Here is a 19,836-nt window from a genome sequence, read left to right on the forward strand (position 1 = left end):
GGCGCAAGGACGTGCAGGGCCACTGCCGAGGCGTCGGACACGGCGGGCGGAGCGCTGTGTATAACTGCCGTATGCCTACTCACCTGCGATTCTTCTTCTCGCCCGGTGTCGTCGGCACCGGGCTGTGGCCCGACGATGTCGACAACCCCTGCGGCTACCCCTGCGAACTGGATCGACTGCCCGTCAGCCAGGCCACCCGCGACACCCTCACCGAACTGAGCGAGCGCTACCAGAGCGCAATGGACTGGGACTACCCACCTGGCCCGTCCCTCTGGAGCCGACGGCAGAGAAGGGAGTTCACCGAGGAGGCCGACGCCGTGCTGCGGGCGCTACGCCTCGAACTCGGCGACGAGTGGACCGTGGAGGACCAGCGGCACGCCTTCTGACGAGCCACCAATCTGGCGTGGCGGCCATGCCGGCCGGCCGGACCGAGGTGCGTCCGCTGATCGACGGCGCAGATGTTCTGAAGGAGGTCCTCCACCCGGAAGGGATGGCTCTGAGTTGTCGGCATTGGAGCGGCTCGGCCGAGAGCTGGCCGTTAGCGGTTACCAATAAGCCGCGCAGGGTTATGATCGCCGACCCGGAGCTGCACCGCCGCTTGTTGCGGCGCCCTGTACGTCACCATGCATCGTGAGGGCGACCGGGTGATCTGGGACGACTGGGAGAACACCAGCAGCATAGACGTCTTTGCCCCGGCGCAAGGAGCGCGACGTCCCAGAGGAGTTCAGCAGCCCGGAGGGGGGCGACGTCGAGTTTCAGCACGCCGAGGCCCCGGGAGAGCAGCCATGCTCTTCCGCATGCGAATTGCTCGTCGTACGCGATCAGCCGGAGGATCGCTGAGTTTCGAGATCACTGACGACGATGCGCAGGGCGGCGGACTCGCGGCCCCGCTCCGCCGAGAGGCCGCCATACGACCTTGGCCAGCCCTGGCTGCCGCAGGCCCAGTCCTGACGGGCGCCGCCTGCCCTCATCACCACCATGCGCCACCCGTCCCATCACCACGATGCGCCGGCCGAGTCCTCGGCGATGGGAGCGAGTTGCTCGGCCAGAGAGACCAATCCGTCGACATGCAGGTCGAACTCGTCGGAGGAGGTGGGTGGGTCGCCGACGGGGCGGGCGACGTAGGCGGTGCGTAGGCCGACCTCTCGTGCTCCGCGCAGGTCCCATGCATGGGCGGCGACCATCAGGAGCCGCTCCGGCGGCAGTCCGGAGGCGGTGACGGCCAGCTGGTAGACGGCCGGGTCCGGCTTGTAGGTCCGGGCGTCCTCGGCCGACAGGACTTGGTGCCAGCGCAGACCGGCGTGGGCGTTGATACTCAGCAGCGTCGTCCGGCTCGCGTTGGAGAGTCCGATCAGCGGGAACCGCTCGGCGAGCTGAGCGAGCCCTACCACGGTGTCGGGCCAGGGCGGCAGCCTGCGACCTGAGAGGGCCAGCGCCGCTACGGCGGCCGGGTCGTCGACTCCGGCGGCATCGGCGACGAGCCGGGCGGCCTCCAGGTCGAGAACATCGCTGGTGACGTAGGTCCGGACGCCGTCGAGGATGCGACGCTGTTCGCGGTCGATGTGCCGCTGCCACAGCGACAAAAGCCGCTCGGCCCGCGGGTCGTCGAGCGTCGGGTCGAGGTCACGGATGCCTGCGCGGATACCGGAAGGCTCGTCCACGAGAGTGCCAAGTATGTCGAACACGACGGCGTCGATCTCTGGGGCAACCACGTGAGGTCTCCTCGACGAGAGGTGGCGTAAGAACGGCAGTTGATGTAACGGGGTGGAAAGCCCTCCGGATTCCCGGCACATACAACGGACCTGCGCTGAACAAGGCAGCAGTGGATGCAGCGATGGTATGGCTGGCCCCAGCTGCGAAGACGCTGAATAACGGCTGTGCGGCAGCGGCGCGGAGCACAGGGAGCAGCTTCAACCGTCCAAGAACGGATGCTCAGCCGCACGGCGCCCGCCCGTAACGAGGACGCGTACACGGCCGAGGCGCCGCGTCAGGCGAAGTCCGCGCTCTTGTGAGGCTGCGCGGCACGCGGATACCGTCCGTCGGTGTCCCCCCTCGTGCCTTCCCTGCCGCCCGGTTACCGTTGCAGGCCCTCGACCGTGGCAGACGTCCCGGCGATCCACGCGCTGATCCTGGAGTGCGAACGGAAAACGTACGGGCAAGGTCAGAGCGACGCCGGAGCCGTCGCTGCCGTGTTCGCGCGGCCAGGGCTGGTGCCGGAGTTGGACACCGTCCTCGTGCTGGACCCGCGAGACCGCGCCGTCGCCCGTGCTTGGGCGGATCGGTTCTCCGAGGTGGATGTCCATCCGGAGCACCGGGGCAGGGGCCTGGGCGCGGCGCTGCTCGGCTGGACGTTGGCGCGGGCCCGGCAGGCCCGTACCGCCCGCATCGTGCAGACCGTGCCGGACGCGGACACCGGTGCCGTGACGCTGCTGCGCACCCAGGGGTATCAGCCGCTGGTGACGGCCTGGCTGCTGGAGTTCGTCATGCCGGTCGAGCCGGAGGTGCCCGCCCCTCCGGCAGGTGTCACGGTGCGGCCCTTCCGGACCGGCGACGGACCCGCGGTGCACGCCCTCGTACAGGACGCGTTCGACGAGTGGCAGGAGCGGCGTCAGGCGTACGAGGAGTGGGCCGCCCACACTGCCGAGCGGCCCGCGTTCGCCCCTCGGCAGTCGGCCCTGGCGTTCGACGGGGACACTCTGGTCGGCGCAGCCGTGGCGCTGAACAGGCCGGGCACGGACGAAGGGCACGTCGAACAGATCGCCGTTCGCCGTGATCACCGAGGCCGCGGCATCGCCCGGCACCTCCTGCGCCACACGTTCCGCGCCTTCCATCGCGCGGGGCTTCGGAGCTGCACCCTGTGGACTCACTCCGACACCGGCGCCCTCGACCTGTACCTCCGGGTCGGGATGACGGTCCGGCACAGTTCGACGGTCTACCGAAAGGACCTCTGATCGGAGTGCCATCGGGGCGCCATAGGGGTGCCATCGGAGTGCTGCAATTGAACGTGTTCAAATATTGCGGCTAGGGTGGTACCGGACACCGTCGAACCGTCGAGGGGAACCCCATGAAGGTCGTGCTGCCCGGTGGAACCGGACAGGTAGGCATGCTCCTCGAACGCGCCCTGACGGCGGCCGGACACGAGGTGACCGTCCTCACCAGGAGCCCCGCCCAGCAGCATCACCTGCCCTGGGACGGCAAGACGCTCGGCCGGTGGGCCGAGTCCATCGACGGCTGCGATGTCGTCATCAACCTGGCCGGCCGCAGCGTCTCCTGCCGCTACACGCCCGCGAACCTGCGAGCCATGATGGAATCCCGGGTCGATTCCGCACGGGTGATCGGCGAAGCCATAGCCGCCGCCGCGCGACCGCCGCGCCTGTGGCTGCAGATGAGCACAGCCACGATCTACGCCCACAGCTTCGACAAAGCTCACGACGAGACCACCGGAGTGCTCGGCGGCCACGAGACGGGCGTGCCGGACTACTGGGCGTACAGCGTGGAGATCGCCAAGCGGTGGGAGCAGGCACAGACCGACGCGCCGACGCCCGCCACACGCAAGGTGGCGCTGCGCTCGGCGATGGTCATGAGCGCGGATCGCGGCGGGGTCTTCGACGTCTTGTCCCGGCTCGCGCGCTACGGCCTGGGCGGGCCGGTCGCGGGCGGCGCGCAGTACGTCTCCTGGATCCACGGGGACGACTTCGTACGCGCCGTCGACTTCCTCATCGCCCGCCAGGACATGACCGGCCCGGTCAACCTGTCCGCTCCCAACCCCCTCCCGCACCGCGACTTCATGCGCATCCTGCGCAAGGCCCGGAACATGCCACTGGGCCTGCCGGCGACCCGCGGGATGGCCGAACTGGGAGCGTTCGTCCTGCGCACGGACACGGAGCTCCTCCTCAAGAGCCGACGCGTCGTCCCGGGCAGACTCCACACGGCCGGCTTCACCTTCACCCACCCCGACTGGGAATGCGCGGCACGTTCCCTCGTCGTACCGTCGAGGACACCCTGAAGGCCGTTCCACCGGTGCGCATGTTGGCCATGTCGGCCCCGCCCGACAGCGAGCAAGGTTGAGCGCAGATCGTCCCCTATCTGTGACGGCGTACGCGCCGTGTCATGACCAGGCCGGGAACGCCGAGCGCCAGCAGCACCGGGACGGCCGCGGCGAGGGCGGCCCAGAGGACGACGGCGAGGTAGCCGAGGGCCTGCTTGTCCCGGTCCGCGTCAGCCAGGGTCAGGAGTACGAAGCTGGCGACGAAGGCCACTGCCATGAGGCCCGCGAGACCGATCGCCAGCCAGAGCAGAATCGCGGCCCACCGCCGGTAGCCGACGCTGATCTCCCCGACGTGCGGCGGCGCGAACCCCACGGGCGGGCGGGCCATGGGCGCCGGGTGTTGGGATGGCCACCGGTGATCGGACATGCTGCCCAGTTCTACTGACCCCGGTCGCGAAACACCACCTCAACAACCCCTGCCCGTCTACTTCTTCGCGGAATCCCACGCTCCGAAATTGAAGCTGCGCAGCAGGGCGATCAGCGCGGCCGCGAGCCGCCAGTCCACACCTGGGGTGTGCACGTGCAGCGCTTCGCCCTTGGACCGGAACTCCAGCGGGACCTGTCCGTTCGCGCGCCACCTGATGCGACGGGGAGGGCGTGCGGCACCGACTTCGTTGCCCGGGACACTGTCGAAGAGGGTGACCATGTTCCCCACCTTCGCGGGCGAGCGGTCCTCGGCTCTCTGCGGGCCGCCATACATGGTCAGTACGTTGCTCATCCGGGGGCTCCTCGGGTGTGGCCGAGTGAGGCTGAAGTCTCACGCACCGGCATGTACGAGGTACAGGTGGCGCGGCGGGACGGTGCCGCTCCGACGCACTGTTCCCCGGTTTCCGGGATACGGTGCGGGCCGGAGTTGGGCGACGAGCGGGAGGAGAAGGCGTGGCCAAGCGGCGATATGTTGCTCGCGGGGTGCCCGGCGGGTATCGGATATGGGACAACAGGGGGCGCCGCTGGTGGGGCGACCTTTATGAGCTGTGCCCCGACGACCTGACCGCTGAACTGAACGGCGGAGCCGATCCGGTGCGGATCACGTCGCTCATGAAGCGGTATCGAGCCCAGAAGCGATAGAGCGATAGAGCAATAGAGCGGTAGAGCGATGGAGCGATAGTCAGGATCCGCGAACCATCACCATCAGGGCGCACCCGGGGTCGGCCGCGTCCCGATCAAGTGCACCGGCGCCGCCGGTATCCGCTCCAGCACCCCGCCCGCGAAGACGTCGTACAGCGGCAGCGTCTCCAGATGGACGTAGCCGATGTGGCAGTCGCAGACCGCCAGCGGACAGGCCCGGGGCGTCAGCGCCGCGCGCCAGGAACCGTCGTACAGGTTGCCGAGTTCGGCCCGGACGAAGTGGCAGCGGCGCACCGTGCCCTCGCCGTCGACCGAGACGACGGAGGAGCCGGTCCGGCAGGGGAGGCCGGCCGAGCGGTGCGGGTGTCTGCTGTACGGGAAGAGGGGGTCGACGGCCGTCCAGGCGGCGGCCTCCTCGTCCGTGTAGGTGCGGCCCTCCGCCGCGTTCACCCACAGGTACACCTCGGACGGCAGCGCCTTGCGCAGGGTGCGGGCCTGCGCCAGATGTTCCGGGAAGCCGACCACGCCGACGCTGAACCGCACACCCTGCCGCGCCAGTTCCCGCGTCTTGGCGAGGAACCGCTCGTAGGGTGTCTGTCCCGGGTGGAACGTGCACCACAGGGCCAGCGTGTCCAGGTCGGCGTCGGCGAGCCACCCGGTGCGGCAGCTCAGATTGGTCTGGATGGCTACGCGCGCGACGTGCTCGTGGTGCGAGAGCTTGACCATCGCTTCGCGGTACCAGGAGCGTGTCAGTCCCTCGCCCCACGGGGTGAACAGGACGGACAGCCGGTCCTCGTGCTGAGCGGCCGCCCAGCCGGTGAAGCGGTCCAGCGCCGCACGGTCCGCCCGTAGTTGAGCGGGGGAGTCGCGGCGCTTGGCGAACGGGCAGTACGGGCAGTCGTAGTCGCACGAGGCGAGCGGGCCCCGGTACAGCAGCGTCAGGTCCATGGAGCCGTTCACCTCGGTTCGTACGCGGCCATCGCGGCACGTACCTCGGGGGAGAACAGCTCAGGACCGAGGGCGTCCGAGTGCGCCAGGCCCTCGGGCGTCAGCCGCAGCCGCACACCGTCGTCGTACGGCTCCAGCCATCCGCGTGCGGTGAACGCGGCGAGTTCGGCGGGGAAGTCGTCGAGCGGGCTCGCGCCGAACCGCGTCCGGTAGTCGTCCAGCGGCGCGCCTTCGGCCTGCAGCAGTGACTGCAGAAGGTGACGGCGGCGTGCCTCTTGTCCGTCGACGCGGCGCCCGTGGCGCGCCCGCGCCAACTCCTCGGACGTGGTGGCCGTGTAGTCGTCGATGATCGCGCGTATCTCCCGCATGTCGACGGCGTACTCGAAGGAGTAGTGCAGCGTGGAGGTGTACGAGCGGGCGCCGCAGCCGAGGCCGATCATGCCGTCGGTCTGGCAGGCGTAGTCGTCCGGGCCCTGCGCGGGGGCGTCCACGCGCCGGAACATGCGCATCGACACCTGCTCGTAGCCGTGCTCGAGGAGGTGGTCGCGGCCCTGGCGGTACAGGCGCAGGCGCTGCTCGTCCCAGGCCTCGTCGGTGAGAGGAGCGGTGCCGCGCCCCAGGCCGGTCAGCGGTCGGACGTAGAGCGGGTAGAGGTACAGCTCCTCAGGGCGCCAGGCGAGTGCCGCGTCGAGGGAGGTGCGCCAGCTCGCCGGGGTCTGGCCGTCGATGCCGTAGATCAGGTCGATGTTCAGTACCGGGATGTCCGTGTCGCGGATACGGGCGAGTGCGGCCTCCACGTCCGCGCGGCGCTGCGGGCGGACCGCGGCGCGGGCCTCCGCGTCGACGAAGCTCTGCACGCCGATGCTGAGGCGGGTCGTACCGCGCTCGGCGAGTACCGCGAGCCGGTCGGCGGTGGCCGTCGTGGGCGAGGTCTCCACGGACAGCGGCACCGCTCTGAGGTCGGCGCCGGTCCGCAGCTCCGCGATGTCGCACAGCCGGGCCAGTTCGTCGGCGTCGAGGAAGGTGGGGGTGCCGCCGCCGAACGCCGCGTTGGCGAAGCGCACGTCCGGACCGTCGCCGAGCGCCTCACGCACCGCCAGTGCCTGCCGCTCCAGAGCGTCCAGATAGCGTTTCGTCAGCTCGTCCGGGGCGCCGATGCGTGTGAACAGGTTGCAGAAGCCGCAGCGGACCTCGCAGAACGGTATGTGGAGGTAGAGGGAGAGCGCGCCCTTGGGCTCGTCGCGCCACAGGTCGCGCAGCGCGGGACGCTCGGGCAGCGGCCGGTAGGCGGTCTTGTGCGGATAGGCGTAGACGTAACTCTGGTACGGGCTCTGGTACGCGCTCTGGTACGTGCGCGGGGCGGTGGAGTGCACGGTTTCCGCGGGTCCGGCCGCTTCGGCGGCGGTGGTGATGGTCATGCGGTCGGCTCCAGGAAGAAGTGGGCGTAGGGCACGGTCCAGACCGCTTCGTGGCCGAGGCGGTGGCCGGTGTAGCCGTCGTCCCCGTAGGTCGTGCCGTGGTCGGAGCAGACGATGGCGAAGCAGCGGCGGCGCGCGCTCATCGCCGCGAACAGCCGCCCGACGTGCCGGTCGATGTACTCCAGAGCGGCGGCGTGGGTCCGGCGGGTGTCACCCGACGCGCGCGTGGCACCCGGCAGGTGGAACCAGTTGGGCTGGTGCAGAGCTGCCGCGTTGACGAACAGGAACAGCCGCTGCTCGTCCGGGAGTTCGGCGACGATCCGCTCCACGCGCGCGACCTGGTCCTCGAACGACGTGGGTGAGGCGACCCCGAACTCCGGCTCCCAGTGACTCTCCTGGAACAAGCCCGGCAGGACATTGCCCAGGGAGCCCTGCCGGTTGAAGAAGCCGACGCCGCCGACGCACACGGTCCGGTACCCGGCCGAGGCCAGGCCCGACACCAGGTCCGGGGTGTCGAAGACATAGGTGCGGCCCGCCGTGGTCTCGCTGCCCGCGAACTGTGCCGCGAACAGCCGCGGATGCGGGCCGGGTGACGCTGGGGTCGGGAGGAAACCGGCGAACATCGCCTGGTGGGAGGCGTAGGTGAAGCTGCCCGGCGCGTGCCGCTTCTCCCAGGCGCCGTCCGGCAGATGACGTGCCAGGTGCGGGATACGGCCCGCTTCGGCCAGCTCGACCGCCACGTCGTAGCGCAGTGTGTCGAGGGTGAGCAGCAGGAGGTCGTCGCGGCCCACCACCTCGTTCATGTCGGGTATCTCATGCACTTCGGGCATCTCAAGCTGATTGAGCGTGTGTGGCATGTCGGCGTTGGCCGTCGATGGGCTCGTGGCGGCCTGGGCTGCCGTCGGTGGCGCGATGGTGTCAGGTCGTACGGGCATCGAGGGTCCTTGCGAGCGGGTGTGCGGCGGCGGGAGCCGTCCGGTGCGGGGCGCCGAAAACGGCCGGGGCCCGGGCGGGGTACGCGGCGTCGGGGAAGTGGCGGAGCGCGGCGGCGACCTGGGCCGCGTAGGTGTCCTGGCCCTCGGCGCCGCTGCCGGGCAGCCCGGTCAGGCGCGGCAGCAGATCACCGAAGGCGTTGACCTCGCCGACGGTGAAGCGCCGCCAGCCCACGGAGGGCAGCAGGTCGACGCCGACGCACAGGGTGCGGGGGAAACAGGCGGCGGCGCGCTCGCACAGGTCGAGGGCGTGTGCCCAGGACGCGCCCGCGGCTTCCCGCGCGGCACTCCATTCGCCGCGCAGGCCGCCGAGATGGAGGTTGGTGAGAGGGGTCCGGCTGGTGCGCACGACGGCGTGCGTGGCGCGCCCCGCGACCACGACCACGCGCAGGTCGGCGGCGCGCCCGTGCAGCGACGCCTTCGGCAGCCAGCGCTCGATGTGCAGCCCGTCCGGGGCCAGCGCGTCCACGATCGCCGCGATGTCGCCCTCACGCGTGTAGCGCCGAACGCGCAGGGAGTTGTGCAGGGCGCCGTCCGCCAGCTCCACGGACGTCGTGGCGCGGATCCGGCCGGGTCCGGCCGTCTCCAGGGCGACTACGCCGGAGGCCGACGAGCCGTGGGCCGGTTTGACGAAGACCCGGGGCATCCCGTGCTCCGCCATCAACGCCCGTACGTCGTCCCAGCCGCGCACCTCGGCCGCGTCGCCGGACGTGGGGGAGGGCGGGACGGCCACCCCCGCACCGGCGAGGATGCGATGGCAGCGGCGCTTGTCGAAGAGCACGGCGATGTCACCGGGATCGTCGAGCCGGACCCCGCCGTCGAGGGAGCGCACGGCAGCCAGAAACCGCCGGTACCACCGGGCTCCGCCCTCGACGCGCGTCGGATCGGACACGCCGCGCAGGACACGCTCGGCCTCCTCGTCCTCGCCCGCCGAGTCGATCCGCACGATCTCGTCGTCGGCGAACGAGGCCCCGCCGTCGCGCAGCACGTCGCGCCACGCGACCACGCGCGGCGCGGGCAGCCCGGCGCCCCGCACGGCCGCCGCGAACAGATCCACCCGGCGGTTGCCGGGGTTGCCGACGACCGCGAGACGCAGCAGGGCGGGCCGGGGTGCGGCGGGCGCGAGCGCCGTGTCCCGGGTGCCGCCCGGCCCCGCCGGGGTGACGCCGCCCATGGTCATTCGCCGACCGAGACGTACCGCCACACGGTGTCCCCGTCCTCGTCCTCGTCCGCGTCATCGGCGTCGAGATCGACCTCGACGCCCGCGGGCACCAGGGTGTCCAGGAAACGCTGACGCAGTTCGTCGCTCAGGTAGTTGTGATGCAGGTCCAGCTTGGTCAGGTGCGTGAGCGGCTGGCCCGTGAGGAGCGCGGTGGCGCCGTCGTCGGTGAGGACGCCCATCGACAGGTCGAGCGTCTCCAGCCGGGCCACCACAGGGGCGGCCGCCACAGCCGCCGCGATCTCGTCCTGTATCTCGCTGTTGCACAGGGCCAGGTGCTTCAGCGCCGGCAGCCGGCCACCCGTCAGGACGGGCTCGACGTCGGCGACGGTGGAGTCACCGCCGTAGTCCGAGGTGCCCAGCCACAGGGTGAGGCGGGTCAGGGCGGGCAGATCGCTCGCCGCGATGCCGCGCACCACCTCGGCGGGCAGACCGCCCGCCTCCACGGTGAGGGAACGCAGCCGCTCATGACGCACCGCCGGGAACGACAGGCTGGTGCCGCCGCGCACCGCGAACTCCGTCAGCTCCGGAAAGCCGGTCAGCAGCGGCGTCACGTCGCCCTGCGTGATCCAGGAGATCTCGCACTCCTCGAAGACGATGTCTCCCAGGAACAGCGCGCGCAGCGCCGTCAGCCGGTCCCGCGCCGCGAGCAGCGCCGCGATGACCGGCTCCGGCCCGTTCTCGTACGGGTCGCTCCACGAGCCGACCACCAGCGCCTTGACGCGGCCGAGGTCCACGGCCTCGGCGAACCGCGCGAACGCCTCCGGCCACGCCTCCTCGCTGTCGTACGACTCGACGGAGATCCGCCACGCCACGGAGTCGGCGGCGGGCAGCGCCGTCACCTGTTCCGCGTCCGCCGCGGGAAAGTCGAAGGCGGGCAGGCCGTAGAGCTCCTGCAAGTGGTTCCCGATGGTCATGTCCGCCCCGTTCCCGATCCGTTCGCGCCGTCCGCGATCTCCGCTGGACTGAAGTTGTACCAACCGCCACTGACAACGGCTGCCCCGGGGCGCCCGACCGCCGTTGTCAGACCCAGCCCCTACCGTCGGCAACGACGCGGCCGCACTCGGCGGGCCGTGGGACGGGAGAGTCATGTACCGGCAGGGAGACGTGCTGATCGTGCCGCTCGCGGAGGGCGCGGTGCCCCCGCATGTCGCGGACGCCCCGGACGAGCCGCGGGACGCCCGCGGACGCCTCGTGCTCGCGCTGGGTGAGGTCACCGGCCATGCCCACGCGGTGGTCGGCCCCGGCCGACTGGTGCGCGAGCCGGGCCCGTTCGGACCGCTGCTCCTGCACCTGCCCGACGGCGGGCGAGTGGTGCACGAGGAGCACGCGGCGATACCGCTGCCCAAGGGCTGGTTCCGGGTGATCCGGCAGCGCGAGTACGTACCGGGATCGGTGCGGATCGTGGCGGACTGAGCGGTTGGGGCGCGGCCGAGGGAGACAAGGACGGGGATGCGGGCGATGACGACACGATGGGGGAACAGCGGATGACGTCGGTGACGGAGATGGGCGTACCGGGCGGGACGACAGCAGTTGAAGCGGGCGTACCGGGCGGGACGACAGCAGTTGAAGCGGGCGTACCTGGCGGGGCTGTGGCCCAGGCGGACTCAAGCAGCACCGCAGCGGACCTGGCGCATTGGCGTGCGGTCGCCGCCGCCACCGGTCCTGCCGATCGGGAAGCGGCCGAGGCCGGTGTGCGGCGCGCGTACCGGGCGGCCGGGCTGGCCGAGCCCACCCGCATCCTGTGGGCGGACTCGCCGCGCGCTGCCGTGCTGCTGCTCGTAAGGCTGGCCGAGGAAGGGGAACGAGGCGCCTCCGTACGGGATGCGGTGCGCAACGGGCCGTGGGCCCAGGCCCGTGAGCGGCTGTACGCGAGGCTCGGCCCGGGCGGCTGGGGCGCGCACTGGAACGCCACGGGAGGTCGCCTGTGGGACACCACCCGGATACTGGTCGACCGCGTCAGAACGGGCATCGTCGAGGAACTGGCCGCGCCGTCCCGCACAGTCGCGGGCGCACGCGACCGGAGGAGCGAGACGGCGATCCGGCTGCTGCTCCTGGACGCGGTGCTCGGCCAGCACGAGGCCGCCTGGCTGAGCGCTTTCGGCTCGCCCGGCGCACAACCGGATCCCCGGCTGGAAGGGCTGGCGCAGGTCGCCCGGTCGGCCGGCTGGTGGTGGCCGTACGAGCGAGTGGCCGTGGTGAGCGAACGGCCCACGGAGCTGCACCGCGACGAGGCCGGCCGCCTCGACAGCGCCACCGGGCCCGCCCTTGCCTTCCCCGACGGATTCGCGCTGCACGCCTGGCGCGGCATGCCGGTGCCCGCCGACTTCCTGGCCGGGCTCGCCGGGCTGACCCCGCAGCGCATCCGCGACGAGGAGAACGCGGAACTGCGCCGCGTGATGCTGGAGCACTTCGGATACGACCGCTATCTGACGGAGTCCGGGGCGGAGCCGGTGCACCGGGACTCCACCGGCATCCTGTGGCGGGTTCAGCTCCCCGGCGACGAGGACGTGGTGATGGTCGAGGTCGTCAACTCCACCCCCGAGCCCGACGGCACGCACCGCACCTACTGGCTGCGCGTGCCGCCGCGCACGAGAACCGCGCGCGAGGGCGTCGCCTGGACGTTCGGACTGCAGGCGGACACCTACGAGCCGCAGCGCGAGACGTGAGCGGTGACTGAGCGGACCGGTGACTCTGCGGCTGGTCAGAGTCACCGGTCACTGATGTCCGGCGAGCGGGCGAGCGGGCGGGCGGTTGGTCGGCTACCGCGTCTGCGGGAGCCGGTCAGCGCGTCGCTTTTGAGTAGAGGGAGAAGCGTCTGTTGCCCGGCGCCCCCTGGGTGAAGCCGTAGTAGAGCCGCCGGTCGCTGGGGCGCACGGCGAGTCCTTCCGGTTCGCGTGGGCGGAGGTGCGTGGCCGTGTGCTCGGGGAAGTCCGTGTGTGACGTTCCGGTGCGCCAGTTGATGCGGCTGAGGTAGGTGTTGCCGCCGGACTCCGGCGGGTTGTTGGGGCCGTAGCCGCTGCCCATGAGCTGGTACAGCGTGTTGCCCTTGAGCGCCATGCCCTGGAACGGCAGCCCGAGATGGGCGTCGGGCTGGGGGAAGTCGGCGAGGGGGTGGTAGTCCCGGGCGACGAAGCGGGCGAGGTCGTACACCGCGAAACGCGGATAGCCGTTGATCTTGTAGCGCAGCAGAAGTCGGCGGTGGCTCTGGTCGACGGTGACGCTGTTGCTGCTGGAGTGCGGTACGGGGTGGTACCTGGTCAGGCCGGCGCTGGAGCGGGAGAGAGTGCGCCGGTTGGCGAACCGGAACCAGCAGACGCCGCGGCCGTATCCGGAGGCGGGATGGGCGTCCCACTCCATCCACAGCCTGCTGACTCCGCCGTGTCGCTCGACACCCATGGCTCCGCCGTGACCGAAGCCCTTGAGATACATGAAGCCGGTGAGCGCGCCGCGCAGGTTGAGCCGGTTGAGACAGAGGTCGCCGCGGCGCGCCCGCTCGTCGTGCGTGTACGGACGCTTCTCGCCCCGCAGTCGGATGCCGCCCCGCATGACCTGAAGGGCGTACAGGCAGTGGTGTGCCTCGTCGAAGGTGAAGGACTGCATCACGGTGCCGTGGCGCAGCCGGAGACCGGTGTGCCACGGCTTTCCCGGTGCGGCGAGCCCGGAGGGACCGGACCGGCTCTCATCTGTGTCGGCCTGCGCCGCCGTGTCGGGCAGCAAGAGGCTCAGGGACGTAAGGGCTGCGAGTCCGAGGACGTTCCTGCGGGTGGGTGAGTGGGGGATGGGCCGGGCCATGGAGGCCACCTCTCGGCTTGTTGACGTGTAACCCTCCGACCGGTCGTCCACGCGGTGACGTGGACGTTCGTCTGCTTGTCGGAACGAAGCCGAGGTGGCGTAGTTACGGATATATGCAGCATCTGCGGCATACGGCCGCGTCGGGTACGGCTGTTCGGGTTGGCAGGGGGACGGGCTCGGCGCGTCGCAGCGCCGCCTTACGCCGGGGGACCGGGTGCGGAGGGACGTCTGCTGGTGTCCCGCCGGGAGATCGTCTCCGCCACCTCGTCGAGGGCGGTGCGCAGGGAGGCACCGTAGGCGTCCGACGGCAGGTCGGGGGCGTGTTCCCTGGCCGCGTGGAGGTGTTCGGTGGCGGCGTCGAAGGAGCCGAGCCGGCGGTAGTTGTCGGCCAGGTTGAGGTGGAGAGAGGGGTAGAAGCCGGCGATGCGGAGACCGGCGTGGTGCTCCTGGACCCGCTCGTCGGTCATGGCGTCGGCGGCGTCCAGAGCCCGGATGTCCCAGGCGAGGGCCTGGGCGGGGTCCTCGTAGAGGTCCGCCAGGTAGTGGGCGAGCGAGCAGCGGTGCAACGGGTCGCCGGTGACGCCGATCGTCGACCACAGGTGCAGGAGGTTGTGGCGGGCGGCAAGGACGTCGCCCGTTCGGCCTTCGATGACGGCTCGGCCGATGGCTTCCATGGTCGGGTCGGGGGCGGTGGACGGGGTGGACATGCGCTTCCTCGTCGTCGTTCCCGGGCTCAGTGGTCGAGCTTGATGGGCATGGCCAGGGTGGTGAGCGTGCCGCGGTCGGCCGAGCGGATCGTGACGGGCTGGTCGTGTCCGCGCAGGTCGAGCATCACCTCGGGGCCGATCGCCGAGCTCACGGCGGGATAGAGCGTGGTCATCTCGAAGCGGACGAGGAGGTCGTCGCCGGTCGTGGTGGCGGGGAGCGGATTCGCGAGCTGCTCGTCGTGCGGGGACCGTACGGTCACGCCGTGCTCTGCGGTGATGTGCAGCGCGACGTGTTCGCCGGGGTGTTCTTCCAGGGCACTTGACTTGCTCCTCGGGCTGAAGCCCGAGGATTCTGGCCTTCTCGTCCGTTGCTGTGCCGCTACGCGGCACGGGGTTCGGGGGAGAATCCGTGGCTTCCTGCTTCGTCGCGCTGTGCCAGAACGAGTCCTGGTCCTACCTGCGCTCGACAGGCTGCGACCGCCAGTCCGGCGGCCGTTTTCACGTTCTTCGCGGCATTGTGGTCCCGGTCATGGACCGTGCCGCACGCGGGGCAGGTCCACTCTCTGATGTGGAGAGGTTTGGGGCCGTCCTTGACGCCGCAGGCCGAACAGGTCTGGGAGGTCGGCTCGAACCTGCCGATCTTCACCAGGGTGCGCCCGTACCTGACCGCCTTGTATTCCAGCATGGCCACGAACTGTGCCCAGCCCGCATCATGCACGCTCTTGGCCAGCCTGGTGCGCCCCAGTCCCCTGACCGCCAGGCCCTCCACACCGATCGCTTGGTTCTCGCGGATCAGTTTCGTGGAGAGCTGGTGGTGGAACTCGCGGCGCGCGTCGGCCACTTGTGCGTGGGCGCGGGCGACCTTCAGGCGGGCCTTCTCGCGGTTCTTGGAGCCTTTCTGTTTGCGGGACAGCTCCCGCTGAGCCTTCTTCAGCTTCTTCTCCGCGCGGCGCAGAAACCGCGGAGAGTTGATCACGCGGCCGTCCGAGAAGACGGCGAAATGCGTCAGGCCCAGGTCGATGCCGACCATCTGGTCGCTGTCGGGCATCGCGGTGGCGTCGGCGGCCGGGTCCGTGTCGATGACAAAGGACGCGAAATAGCGTCCGGCCGCGTCTTTGATCACGGTGACGGAGGAGGGGGAGGCGGGCAGGGTCCGGGACCACTTCACCTTCACCGCACCGACCTTCGGCAGGTTCAGCCGCCCACTACCGGTGATCGACCAGCGGGCATTGGCCGTGAACCGGATCGACTGACGGCTGTCCTTGCGGGACTTGAACCGGGGCGCACCGCTCTTGGCTCCCTTCCGCTCGCCCTTGAGCGAGGCGAAGAAGTTCCGGTACGCGGACTCCGCATCGCGCAGGGACTGCTGGAGTACCACAGCGGAGACCTCGCCCAGCCAGGACCGCCCCACCGTCCGCTTTGCCTCGGTGATCAGCTTCCTGGACAGCTCACCGGCCGTCGGGAAGGCTGCGCCCGCTTTCCGGGCTTCCTCGCGGGCGCGCACCGCGTCGTTGAACACGACGCGGGCGGACCCGAACGCTCGGGCCAGCGCGGTGCGTTGGCCGGTGTCCGGGTACAGGCGGAAGCTGTACCGAAGCTGCATGACGGCCACGATACATACTTGGGTTATGGGTGAGATGCAGGAAATCAGAACTGGTCGGCACTGCGCTTTCGTGATGCATGTGCACTTGGTCTTCGTGACCAAGTTTCGGCACGAAGTGTTCACGGACGCTCACCTGACGCGTATGGAGGAGATCATGCGCTCGGTGTGCGCGGACTTCGAGTGCGAACTGGTGGAGTTCAACGGCGAGAACAACCACGTCCACCTCCTGGTGAACTTCCCGCCCAAGGTCGCCGTCACCAAGCTCGTCAACTCCCTCAAGGGTGTCTCCTCCCGCCGCCTGCGCCAGGAGTTCCCCGAGCTGGTACAGCACTACTGGCGGGCCAACAAGCTCTGGTCCGGTTCCTACTTCGCAGGAACCGTCGGCGGCGCCCCGCTCTCCGTGGTCAAGCAGTACATCGAGCAACAGAACCGACCGGTGTGAGCATCGCCCGGCTACGCCGGGACCAGCCATCGCGGCGCTCCGCGCCACGGGTGAACACGCGGCACCCGGCTCCGCCGGCCAGGAATCCGCGGCGCTCCGCGTCGCCACGACAAGATTCGCTTCACCACCGGGCTGAAGCCCGATGCACTGCGAATGAATCCCGGTAGCAGCAGGTCCTTCGAGACCGTGGCCCGGGTGGTGACCTCGCCCAGAGACGCGAGCATCAGCCGGTGGTCGGGGTACGCCTCGGCCAGCGTCCGACAGTGCCGGTCCTCGCGCCGGGGCATGCGCAGCCGGATGCCGTGCGGCACCGCCTCGATGCCGACCTGCGCGCTGCGCCGCACGTCGGAGATCGCGGCCCGGAGGTCGTCGCCGTCGACCGTGCCGGTCCAGGGGTGTTCCTGTTCCGCAGGTCGCGTCGGCACCAGAGTGCGGGTGGAGAGCCGGTAGCGGTCGGTCGCCGTGAGGGCGATGCCCTCGTCGCTCGCTTCGATGTGGAGACCGGCGAGCACCGCCATGCCCGGTTCATGCGCGGTCGCGGTCAGAACCTGCTCGACCGCGTCCGCCAGCACGGGACCCTTCAGCGTGGCGATCAGCGCACCGGGCGCTTCACCGCCGAGCGCGGACTTGATGGCCGCGGCTGTTCGCCGTGCCGCTGCCGCGTCCCCCTCGACCTTGGCGACATGCTCGTCGAGCAGCCGAGCCGTGTCGTCGGGCCCGGCATCGAGGACCGCCTCGACCGTGGCGAGCGGCATGGCGATCTCGCGGAGCCGGCGCAGTGTGGTCGCCCGCGTCAGCTGGTCGGCGTCGTAGTAGCGGTAGCCCGTGACCGGGTCCACTTCGGCAGGGGGCAGCAGCCCGGAGTCGGCGTAGAAGCGCAACGCGCTGGAGGTCAGGCCACTGCGCTGGGCGAAGACCCCGATCGGCATCAGCTCGGAATTCGGCACCCGGCCATCATCGGGTCTCAACCAACTCGAAGGTCAACACGGAGCTGCCGCGTCCGTGCCGGGCAGCGGGCCCGGCGGCACCGGGCGGACTCCGGCCAGCCCTTCGCGGAAGGCGATGGCCGCGGCCTCGGTGCGGGTCGCCGCGCCCAGCTTCGTCAGGATGTGGGAGACGTGCACGCCGGCTGTGCTCGGCGAGATGTGCAGTCGGTCGGCGATCTGCCGGTTGCTCAGCCCTTCGGCGATCAGCCGCAGCACTTCGTGTTCGCGATCCGTGAGCCCGTCCTTGGAGGGGCGCGGCCGCAGGAGCAGGCCGATCTGCCGGGCGAGCGGCGTGGCACGCAGGTCTGCGGCCAGGCGAGCGGCTTCGTCGAGGCGGGCCGTCGCAGCGGCCCGGTCACCTGCGGCGAGCGCCGTGCTTACGCGGTCACCTGCGGCGGGCGCCGTGCTTACGCGGGCGCCCGCGGCGAGCGCCGTGCTTACGCGGTCGCCCGCGGCGAGCGCCGTGCGTGCGCTGTGGAAGAGGCACAGGGCCAGCTCGTACGGTTGCCGCAGCCGGCGCCAGGAGTCCACCGCGTGATCCCAGCCTTCGTCCGCGATGAGTGCCCGGAGCATGGTCTGCCAGGCGCGGTCGAGCCGTCCGTCGGTGCCGAGGGCGGCGTCGACGGCGGCGAGTTGGGCCTGCCGGGCCCGGACCCGCTCCCGTAGACCCGGGTCCGTGCTGTCCGTGCTGTCTGTGCTGGCTGTGTTCGAGGCCAGCCGGGCCTGTTGCGTCAGGGCGCCGGCGACCAGGACCGGCCGGGCGTCGCTGGTGTGGACGCGGGTGAGTTCGGGGTCGGCCAGGGCCCGGTCCAGCAGGAGGTCGGCCCGCTCCGGCGCGCCCTGGGCGACCGCGAGCAGACACAACAGTTGATGGCGGGCGATCAGGCTCCCGCTGCTGGAATGCTCGACGGCTGCAGCGGCCTCGGCCGCTGCCGTCAGGTCACCGCGCAGCAACGACAGCTGGCCGAGCAGGATGCGCAGGCCGAGCCGCGACTGCGGTGGTGCGTCCGCCGCTAGGCTCTCCTTCAGCACGGCCGTCGCCTCGTCCCACCGTCCGGCCATGATCAGGGAACGCCCCGCGTAGCGGGCGAGTTCGGCTCCGCGGCTGCGGCCCAGACCGTAGCGGTGGGCGAGGCGGACACCGTCGCGGGCGACCTCGATGGCGCGCTGATGGTCGCCCGCTCTGGTGTGCAACGTGGCCTCGTACATCGGGACGGTCAGCAGCAGGTCGTTGCTGTCGAGCCGTTCGGCGAGCGTGCGGGCCTCGGTCAGCATGGCGAGGTCGCCGGTCATCGATCCGACGCCGAGCAGCCCGCGGACGGTGACCGTGGCATCGCCCGTGTCCCGGCCGATGGCGAGCGCCTCCTCGAACGGCGCGCGGGCCCGGTCCACCTCGGGCAGCAGCCCCATCGCCAGGACGCCGAGCAACCGCCCCCGCTGCGCACTGCCGGGAGGCAGCAACGTCAGGGCGTGTTCCCAGTCGCCGACACCGGTGGCGTCGAGCCGGTGGCGCAGCCTTCCCCGGTGCTCCAGGAGCAGGGCGGCCCGCTCCGGTTCGCGCACCTCGTCCACCACGGCCAGCGCGGCGTCGGCGTGCTCGATGCCGCGGGCGTAGTCGCCGCTGAGCATGCATGCCTCGGCGGCGGCGGTCAGGACGTCGATACGGTCTGCGCCGATGTCGGCGCCCGGGTCCCACCCGTTGCCGCGATCCGGGTCCCACAGGTCGAGTGTCATGCCGAGCATGCGGGCCTGCTCGGCGTAGGCGTACGACCTTCGGGCCTGGTCAGCGGCCCGGTGAGCGGCCGCCAGCGCGAGACGGCGGTCACCGGCGGCGTGGGCGTGCGCGGCCAGCTCCGCAGGGGGACCGCCGTCGCGCAGTGCCTCGGCGTAGCGGGCGTGCAGGCGGGCGCGTTCGCCGGGCAGCAGGTCCTCGTACACCGCGTCCCGGATCAGGGCGTGGCGGAACGCGTAACCGTCGTCGGAGGTGAGGAGCAGACTCCGGTCGATCAACTCGCGCAGTAGAACGTCTAGTTGGTGCTCGTCCCGACCGGCTACCTGGGCCAGCAGGCGGTGGCCGACCCGCCCGCCCGCAACGGAGGCGAGACGCAACAGATCGAGGGCCGGGCGCGGCAGTGACCGCGGGATGTCGAGGAGCAGGTCGCGTGTGTCGTGCGGGGTGTGGTCGTGCGGGGTGTGCTCGTCGGCGCGCGCGAGTGCCTCGACGAACAAGGGGTTCCCGTCGCTGCGTTCATGAACGCGGTTCACAGTGGCCGGATCCGGGGCGGTGCCGAGGATGGCGGTCAGTTGGCGGCCCACGGCCCCCGCGTCGAGGCGGCCGAGCCGCAGCCGGGTGGTGTCCGGCCGGCGGGCGAGTTCCGACAGCAGCGGTCCGGCTCCGGGTGGCCTGTGGGTGAGTACGAGGAGGGTGCCGGGCCGGGTCAGGTTCCTGGCCAGGAAGCCGAGGAGTTCGCAGGTGGCGGCGTCCGCCCAGTGCAGGTCCTCGATCGCTATGACGAGCGGCCGGTCGGCGGCCACCCGCTCGATCAACGTCAGCACCTCCTCGTACAGCCGGTGCCTGCCCCCCCTCGGTGACGTCGTCCGGCTCGCCCA

21 protein-coding genes and 1 pseudogene are annotated in these 19,836 nt (G+C 70.9%); 7 read left to right on the forward strand and 15 right to left on the reverse strand.

Features of this window, described 5'->3' with window-relative positions:
• Positions 1-71 precede the first annotated feature (71 nt).
• Entirely contained in the window at positions 72-386 is a 315-nt protein-coding gene (locus N5I75_RS36725) for a hypothetical protein (protein WP_476684515.1), read from the forward strand.
• 609 nt (positions 387-995) lie between these two features.
• Here N5I75_RS36725 and N5I75_RS36730 read toward each other — a convergent pair.
• The gene (locus tag N5I75_RS36730; RefSeq protein WP_476684516.1) at positions 996-1,712 is read right to left on the reverse strand and encodes a haloacid dehalogenase type II; all 717 of its coding nucleotides are present in this window, start codon (positions 1,710-1,712) and stop codon (positions 996-998) included.
• A 384-nt stretch (positions 1,713-2,096) separates the two neighbouring features.
• Here N5I75_RS36730 and N5I75_RS36735 point away from each other — a divergent pair, with 384 nt between their 5' ends.
• Together N5I75_RS36735 and N5I75_RS36740 are read left to right on the forward strand one after the other, a co-directional pair.
• Complete coding sequence (locus N5I75_RS36735; RefSeq protein WP_476684517.1) at positions 2,097-2,951, forward strand: N-acetyltransferase family protein; 855 nt, start codon at positions 2,097-2,099, stop codon at positions 2,949-2,951.
• A gap of 113 nt (positions 2,952-3,064) precedes the next feature.
• Complete coding sequence (locus N5I75_RS36740) at positions 3,065-4,006, forward strand: TIGR01777 family oxidoreductase (protein ID WP_476684518.1); 942 nt, start codon at positions 3,065-3,067, stop codon at positions 4,004-4,006.
• A 76-nt stretch (positions 4,007-4,082) separates the two neighbouring features.
• On the opposite strand, the gene N5I75_RS36745 is transcribed toward N5I75_RS36740, so the two are convergent.
• The gene (locus N5I75_RS36745; protein ID WP_476684519.1) at positions 4,083-4,376 is read right to left on the reverse strand and encodes a hypothetical protein; all 294 of its coding nucleotides are present in this window, start codon (positions 4,374-4,376) and stop codon (positions 4,083-4,085) included.
• 96 nt (positions 4,377-4,472) lie between these two features.
• The gene (locus N5I75_RS36750) at positions 4,473-4,766 is read right to left on the reverse strand and encodes a hypothetical protein (protein WP_476684520.1); all 294 of its coding nucleotides are present in this window, start codon (positions 4,764-4,766) and stop codon (positions 4,473-4,475) included.
• Between the two features lie 161 nt (positions 4,767-4,927).
• Here N5I75_RS36750 and N5I75_RS36755 point away from each other — a divergent pair, with 161 nt between their 5' ends.
• Positions 4,928-5,116 (forward strand): hypothetical protein, encoded by a 189-nt coding sequence (locus tag N5I75_RS36755; RefSeq protein ID WP_476684521.1) that lies wholly within the window; start codon positions 4,928-4,930, stop codon positions 5,114-5,116.
• Between the two features lie 63 nt (positions 5,117-5,179).
• On the opposite strand, the gene N5I75_RS36760 is transcribed toward N5I75_RS36755, so the two are convergent.
• The 5 genes from N5I75_RS36760 to N5I75_RS36780 form a co-directional block, all read right to left on the reverse strand.
• Entirely contained in the window at positions 5,180-6,064 is an 885-nt protein-coding gene (locus tag N5I75_RS36760; protein ID WP_476684522.1) for an STM4011 family radical SAM protein, read from the reverse strand.
• An 8-nt stretch (positions 6,065-6,072) separates the two neighbouring features.
• The gene (locus N5I75_RS36765; RefSeq protein ID WP_476684523.1) at positions 6,073-7,482 is read right to left on the reverse strand and encodes an STM4012 family radical SAM protein; all 1,410 of its coding nucleotides are present in this window, start codon (positions 7,480-7,482) and stop codon (positions 6,073-6,075) included.
• On the reverse strand, positions 7,479-8,285 hold the full coding sequence (locus N5I75_RS36770; RefSeq protein WP_476684916.1) for an STM4013/SEN3800 family hydrolase: 807 nt from the start codon (positions 8,283-8,285) through the stop codon (positions 7,479-7,481). The genes N5I75_RS36765 and N5I75_RS36770 overlap by 4 nt, the downstream gene beginning before the upstream one ends.
• A 115-nt stretch (positions 8,286-8,400) precedes the next feature.
• On the reverse strand, positions 8,401-9,648 hold the full coding sequence (locus tag N5I75_RS36775) for an STM4014 family protein (protein WP_476684918.1): 1,248 nt from the start codon (positions 9,646-9,648) through the stop codon (positions 8,401-8,403).
• A 2-nt stretch (positions 9,649-9,650) separates the two neighbouring features.
• The gene (locus N5I75_RS36780) at positions 9,651-10,610 is read right to left on the reverse strand and encodes an STM4015 family protein (RefSeq protein WP_476684524.1); all 960 of its coding nucleotides are present in this window, start codon (positions 10,608-10,610) and stop codon (positions 9,651-9,653) included.
• Between the two features lie 172 nt (positions 10,611-10,782).
• On the opposite strand from N5I75_RS36780, the gene N5I75_RS36785 reads away from it, so the two are divergent.
• Together N5I75_RS36785 and N5I75_RS36790 are read left to right on the forward strand one after the other, a co-directional pair.
• Positions 10,783-11,109: a hypothetical protein gene (locus N5I75_RS36785; RefSeq protein WP_476684525.1), complete on the forward strand. Its 327-nt coding sequence runs from the start codon at positions 10,783-10,785 to the stop codon at positions 11,107-11,109.
• A gap of 71 nt (positions 11,110-11,180) precedes the next feature.
• Positions 11,181-12,362 carry a DUF6745 domain-containing protein gene (locus tag N5I75_RS36790; protein WP_476684526.1) on the forward strand — a complete coding sequence of 394 codons (1,182 nt, stop codon included), beginning with the start codon at positions 11,181-11,183 and terminating at the stop codon, positions 12,360-12,362.
• A 115-nt stretch (positions 12,363-12,477) separates the two neighbouring features.
• Here N5I75_RS36790 and N5I75_RS36795 read toward each other — a convergent pair whose 3' ends face one another.
• The 4 genes from N5I75_RS36795 to N5I75_RS36810 form a co-directional block, all read right to left on the reverse strand.
• Entirely contained in the window at positions 12,478-13,488 is a 1,011-nt protein-coding gene (locus N5I75_RS36795) for a phage baseplate protein (RefSeq protein WP_476684527.1), read from the reverse strand.
• A 197-nt stretch (positions 13,489-13,685) separates the two neighbouring features.
• Positions 13,686-14,195, reverse strand: coding sequence for a hypothetical protein (locus N5I75_RS36800; RefSeq protein ID WP_476684529.1), 510 nt, complete (start codon positions 14,193-14,195; stop codon positions 13,686-13,688).
• 26 nt (positions 14,196-14,221) lie between these two features.
• Positions 14,222-14,455 carry a hypothetical protein gene (locus tag N5I75_RS36805; protein ID WP_476684530.1) on the reverse strand — a complete coding sequence of 78 codons (234 nt, stop codon included), beginning with the start codon at positions 14,453-14,455 and terminating at the stop codon, positions 14,222-14,224.
• Positions 14,456-14,574: 119 nt separating this feature from the next.
• On the reverse strand, positions 14,575-15,798 hold the full coding sequence (locus N5I75_RS36810; RefSeq protein WP_476684531.1) for an RNA-guided endonuclease InsQ/TnpB family protein: 1,224 nt from the start codon (positions 15,796-15,798) through the stop codon (positions 14,575-14,577).
• Between the two features lie 25 nt (positions 15,799-15,823).
• Between N5I75_RS36810 and tnpA the strand changes: the two genes are divergently transcribed.
• The gene (tnpA, locus tag N5I75_RS36815; protein WP_476684532.1) at positions 15,824-16,240 is read left to right on the forward strand and encodes an IS200/IS605 family transposase; all 417 of its coding nucleotides are present in this window, start codon (positions 15,824-15,826) and stop codon (positions 16,238-16,240) included.
• 11 nt (positions 16,241-16,251) lie between these two features.
• Here tnpA and N5I75_RS36820 read toward each other — a convergent pair whose 3' ends face one another.
• The 3 genes and pseudogenes from N5I75_RS36820 to N5I75_RS36830 all read right to left on the reverse strand — a co-directional run.
• Entirely contained in the window at positions 16,252-17,187 is a 936-nt protein-coding gene (locus N5I75_RS36820; RefSeq protein ID WP_476684533.1) for a DNA polymerase III subunit beta family protein, read from the reverse strand.
• A 33-nt stretch (positions 17,188-17,220) separates the two neighbouring features.
• Complete coding sequence (locus tag N5I75_RS36825) at positions 17,221-18,969, reverse strand: LuxR C-terminal-related transcriptional regulator (protein WP_476684920.1); 1,749 nt, start codon at positions 18,967-18,969, stop codon at positions 17,221-17,223.
• 684 nt (positions 18,970-19,653) lie between these two features.
• Positions 19,654-19,809: pseudogene (locus N5I75_RS36830) on the reverse strand (AAA family ATPase); the annotation flags it as partial.
• Positions 19,810-19,836 lie beyond the last annotated feature (27 nt).

The sequence above is a fragment of the Streptomyces sp. R818 genome (assembly GCF_056172735.1).

What these genes read in the sequence shown, in the direction of transcription:
- N5I75_RS36725 (WP_476684515.1), top strand. Translation starts at nt 72, where the DNA reads ATGCCTACTCACCTGCGATTCTTCTTCTCGCCCGGTGTCGTCGGCACC.
- N5I75_RS36740 (WP_476684518.1), top strand. Translation starts at nt 3,065, where the DNA reads ATGAAGGTCGTGCTGCCCGGTGGAACCGGACAGGTAGGCATGCTCCTC.
- N5I75_RS36745 (WP_476684519.1), bottom strand. Translation starts at nt 4,376, where the DNA reads ATGGCCCGCCCGCCCGTGGGGTTCGCGCCGCCGCACGTCGGGGAGATC.
- N5I75_RS36750 (WP_476684520.1), bottom strand. Translation starts at nt 4,766, where the DNA reads ATGAGCAACGTACTGACCATGTATGGCGGCCCGCAGAGAGCCGAGGAC.
- N5I75_RS36760 (WP_476684522.1), bottom strand. Translation starts at nt 6,064, where the DNA reads ATGGACCTGACGCTGCTGTACCGGGGCCCGCTCGCCTCGTGCGACTAC.
- N5I75_RS36765 (WP_476684523.1), bottom strand. Translation starts at nt 7,482, where the DNA reads ATGACCATCACCACCGCCGCCGAAGCGGCCGGACCCGCGGAAACCGTG.
- N5I75_RS36770 (WP_476684916.1), bottom strand. Translation starts at nt 8,285, where the DNA reads ATGAACGAGGTGGTGGGCCGCGACGACCTCCTGCTGCTCACCCTCGAC.
- N5I75_RS36775 (WP_476684918.1), bottom strand. Translation starts at nt 9,648, where the DNA reads ATGGGCGGCGTCACCCCGGCGGGGCCGGGCGGCACCCGGGACACGGCG.
- N5I75_RS36780 (WP_476684524.1), bottom strand. Translation starts at nt 10,610, where the DNA reads ATGACCATCGGGAACCACTTGCAGGAGCTCTACGGCCTGCCCGCCTTC.
- N5I75_RS36785 (WP_476684525.1), top strand. Translation starts at nt 10,783, where the DNA reads ATGTACCGGCAGGGAGACGTGCTGATCGTGCCGCTCGCGGAGGGCGCG.
- N5I75_RS36790 (WP_476684526.1), top strand. Translation starts at nt 11,181, where the DNA reads ATGACGTCGGTGACGGAGATGGGCGTACCGGGCGGGACGACAGCAGTT.
- N5I75_RS36795 (WP_476684527.1), bottom strand. Translation starts at nt 13,488, where the DNA reads ATGGCCCGGCCCATCCCCCACTCACCCACCCGCAGGAACGTCCTCGGA.
- N5I75_RS36800 (WP_476684529.1), bottom strand. Translation starts at nt 14,195, where the DNA reads ATGTCCACCCCGTCCACCGCCCCCGACCCGACCATGGAAGCCATCGGC.
- N5I75_RS36810 (WP_476684531.1), bottom strand. Translation starts at nt 15,798, where the DNA reads ATGCAGCTTCGGTACAGCTTCCGCCTGTACCCGGACACCGGCCAACGC.
- tnpA (WP_476684532.1), top strand. Translation starts at nt 15,824, where the DNA reads ATGGGTGAGATGCAGGAAATCAGAACTGGTCGGCACTGCGCTTTCGTG.
- N5I75_RS36825 (WP_476684920.1), bottom strand. Translation starts at nt 18,969, where the DNA reads ATGCTCGGCATGACACTCGACCTGTGGGACCCGGATCGCGGCAACGGG.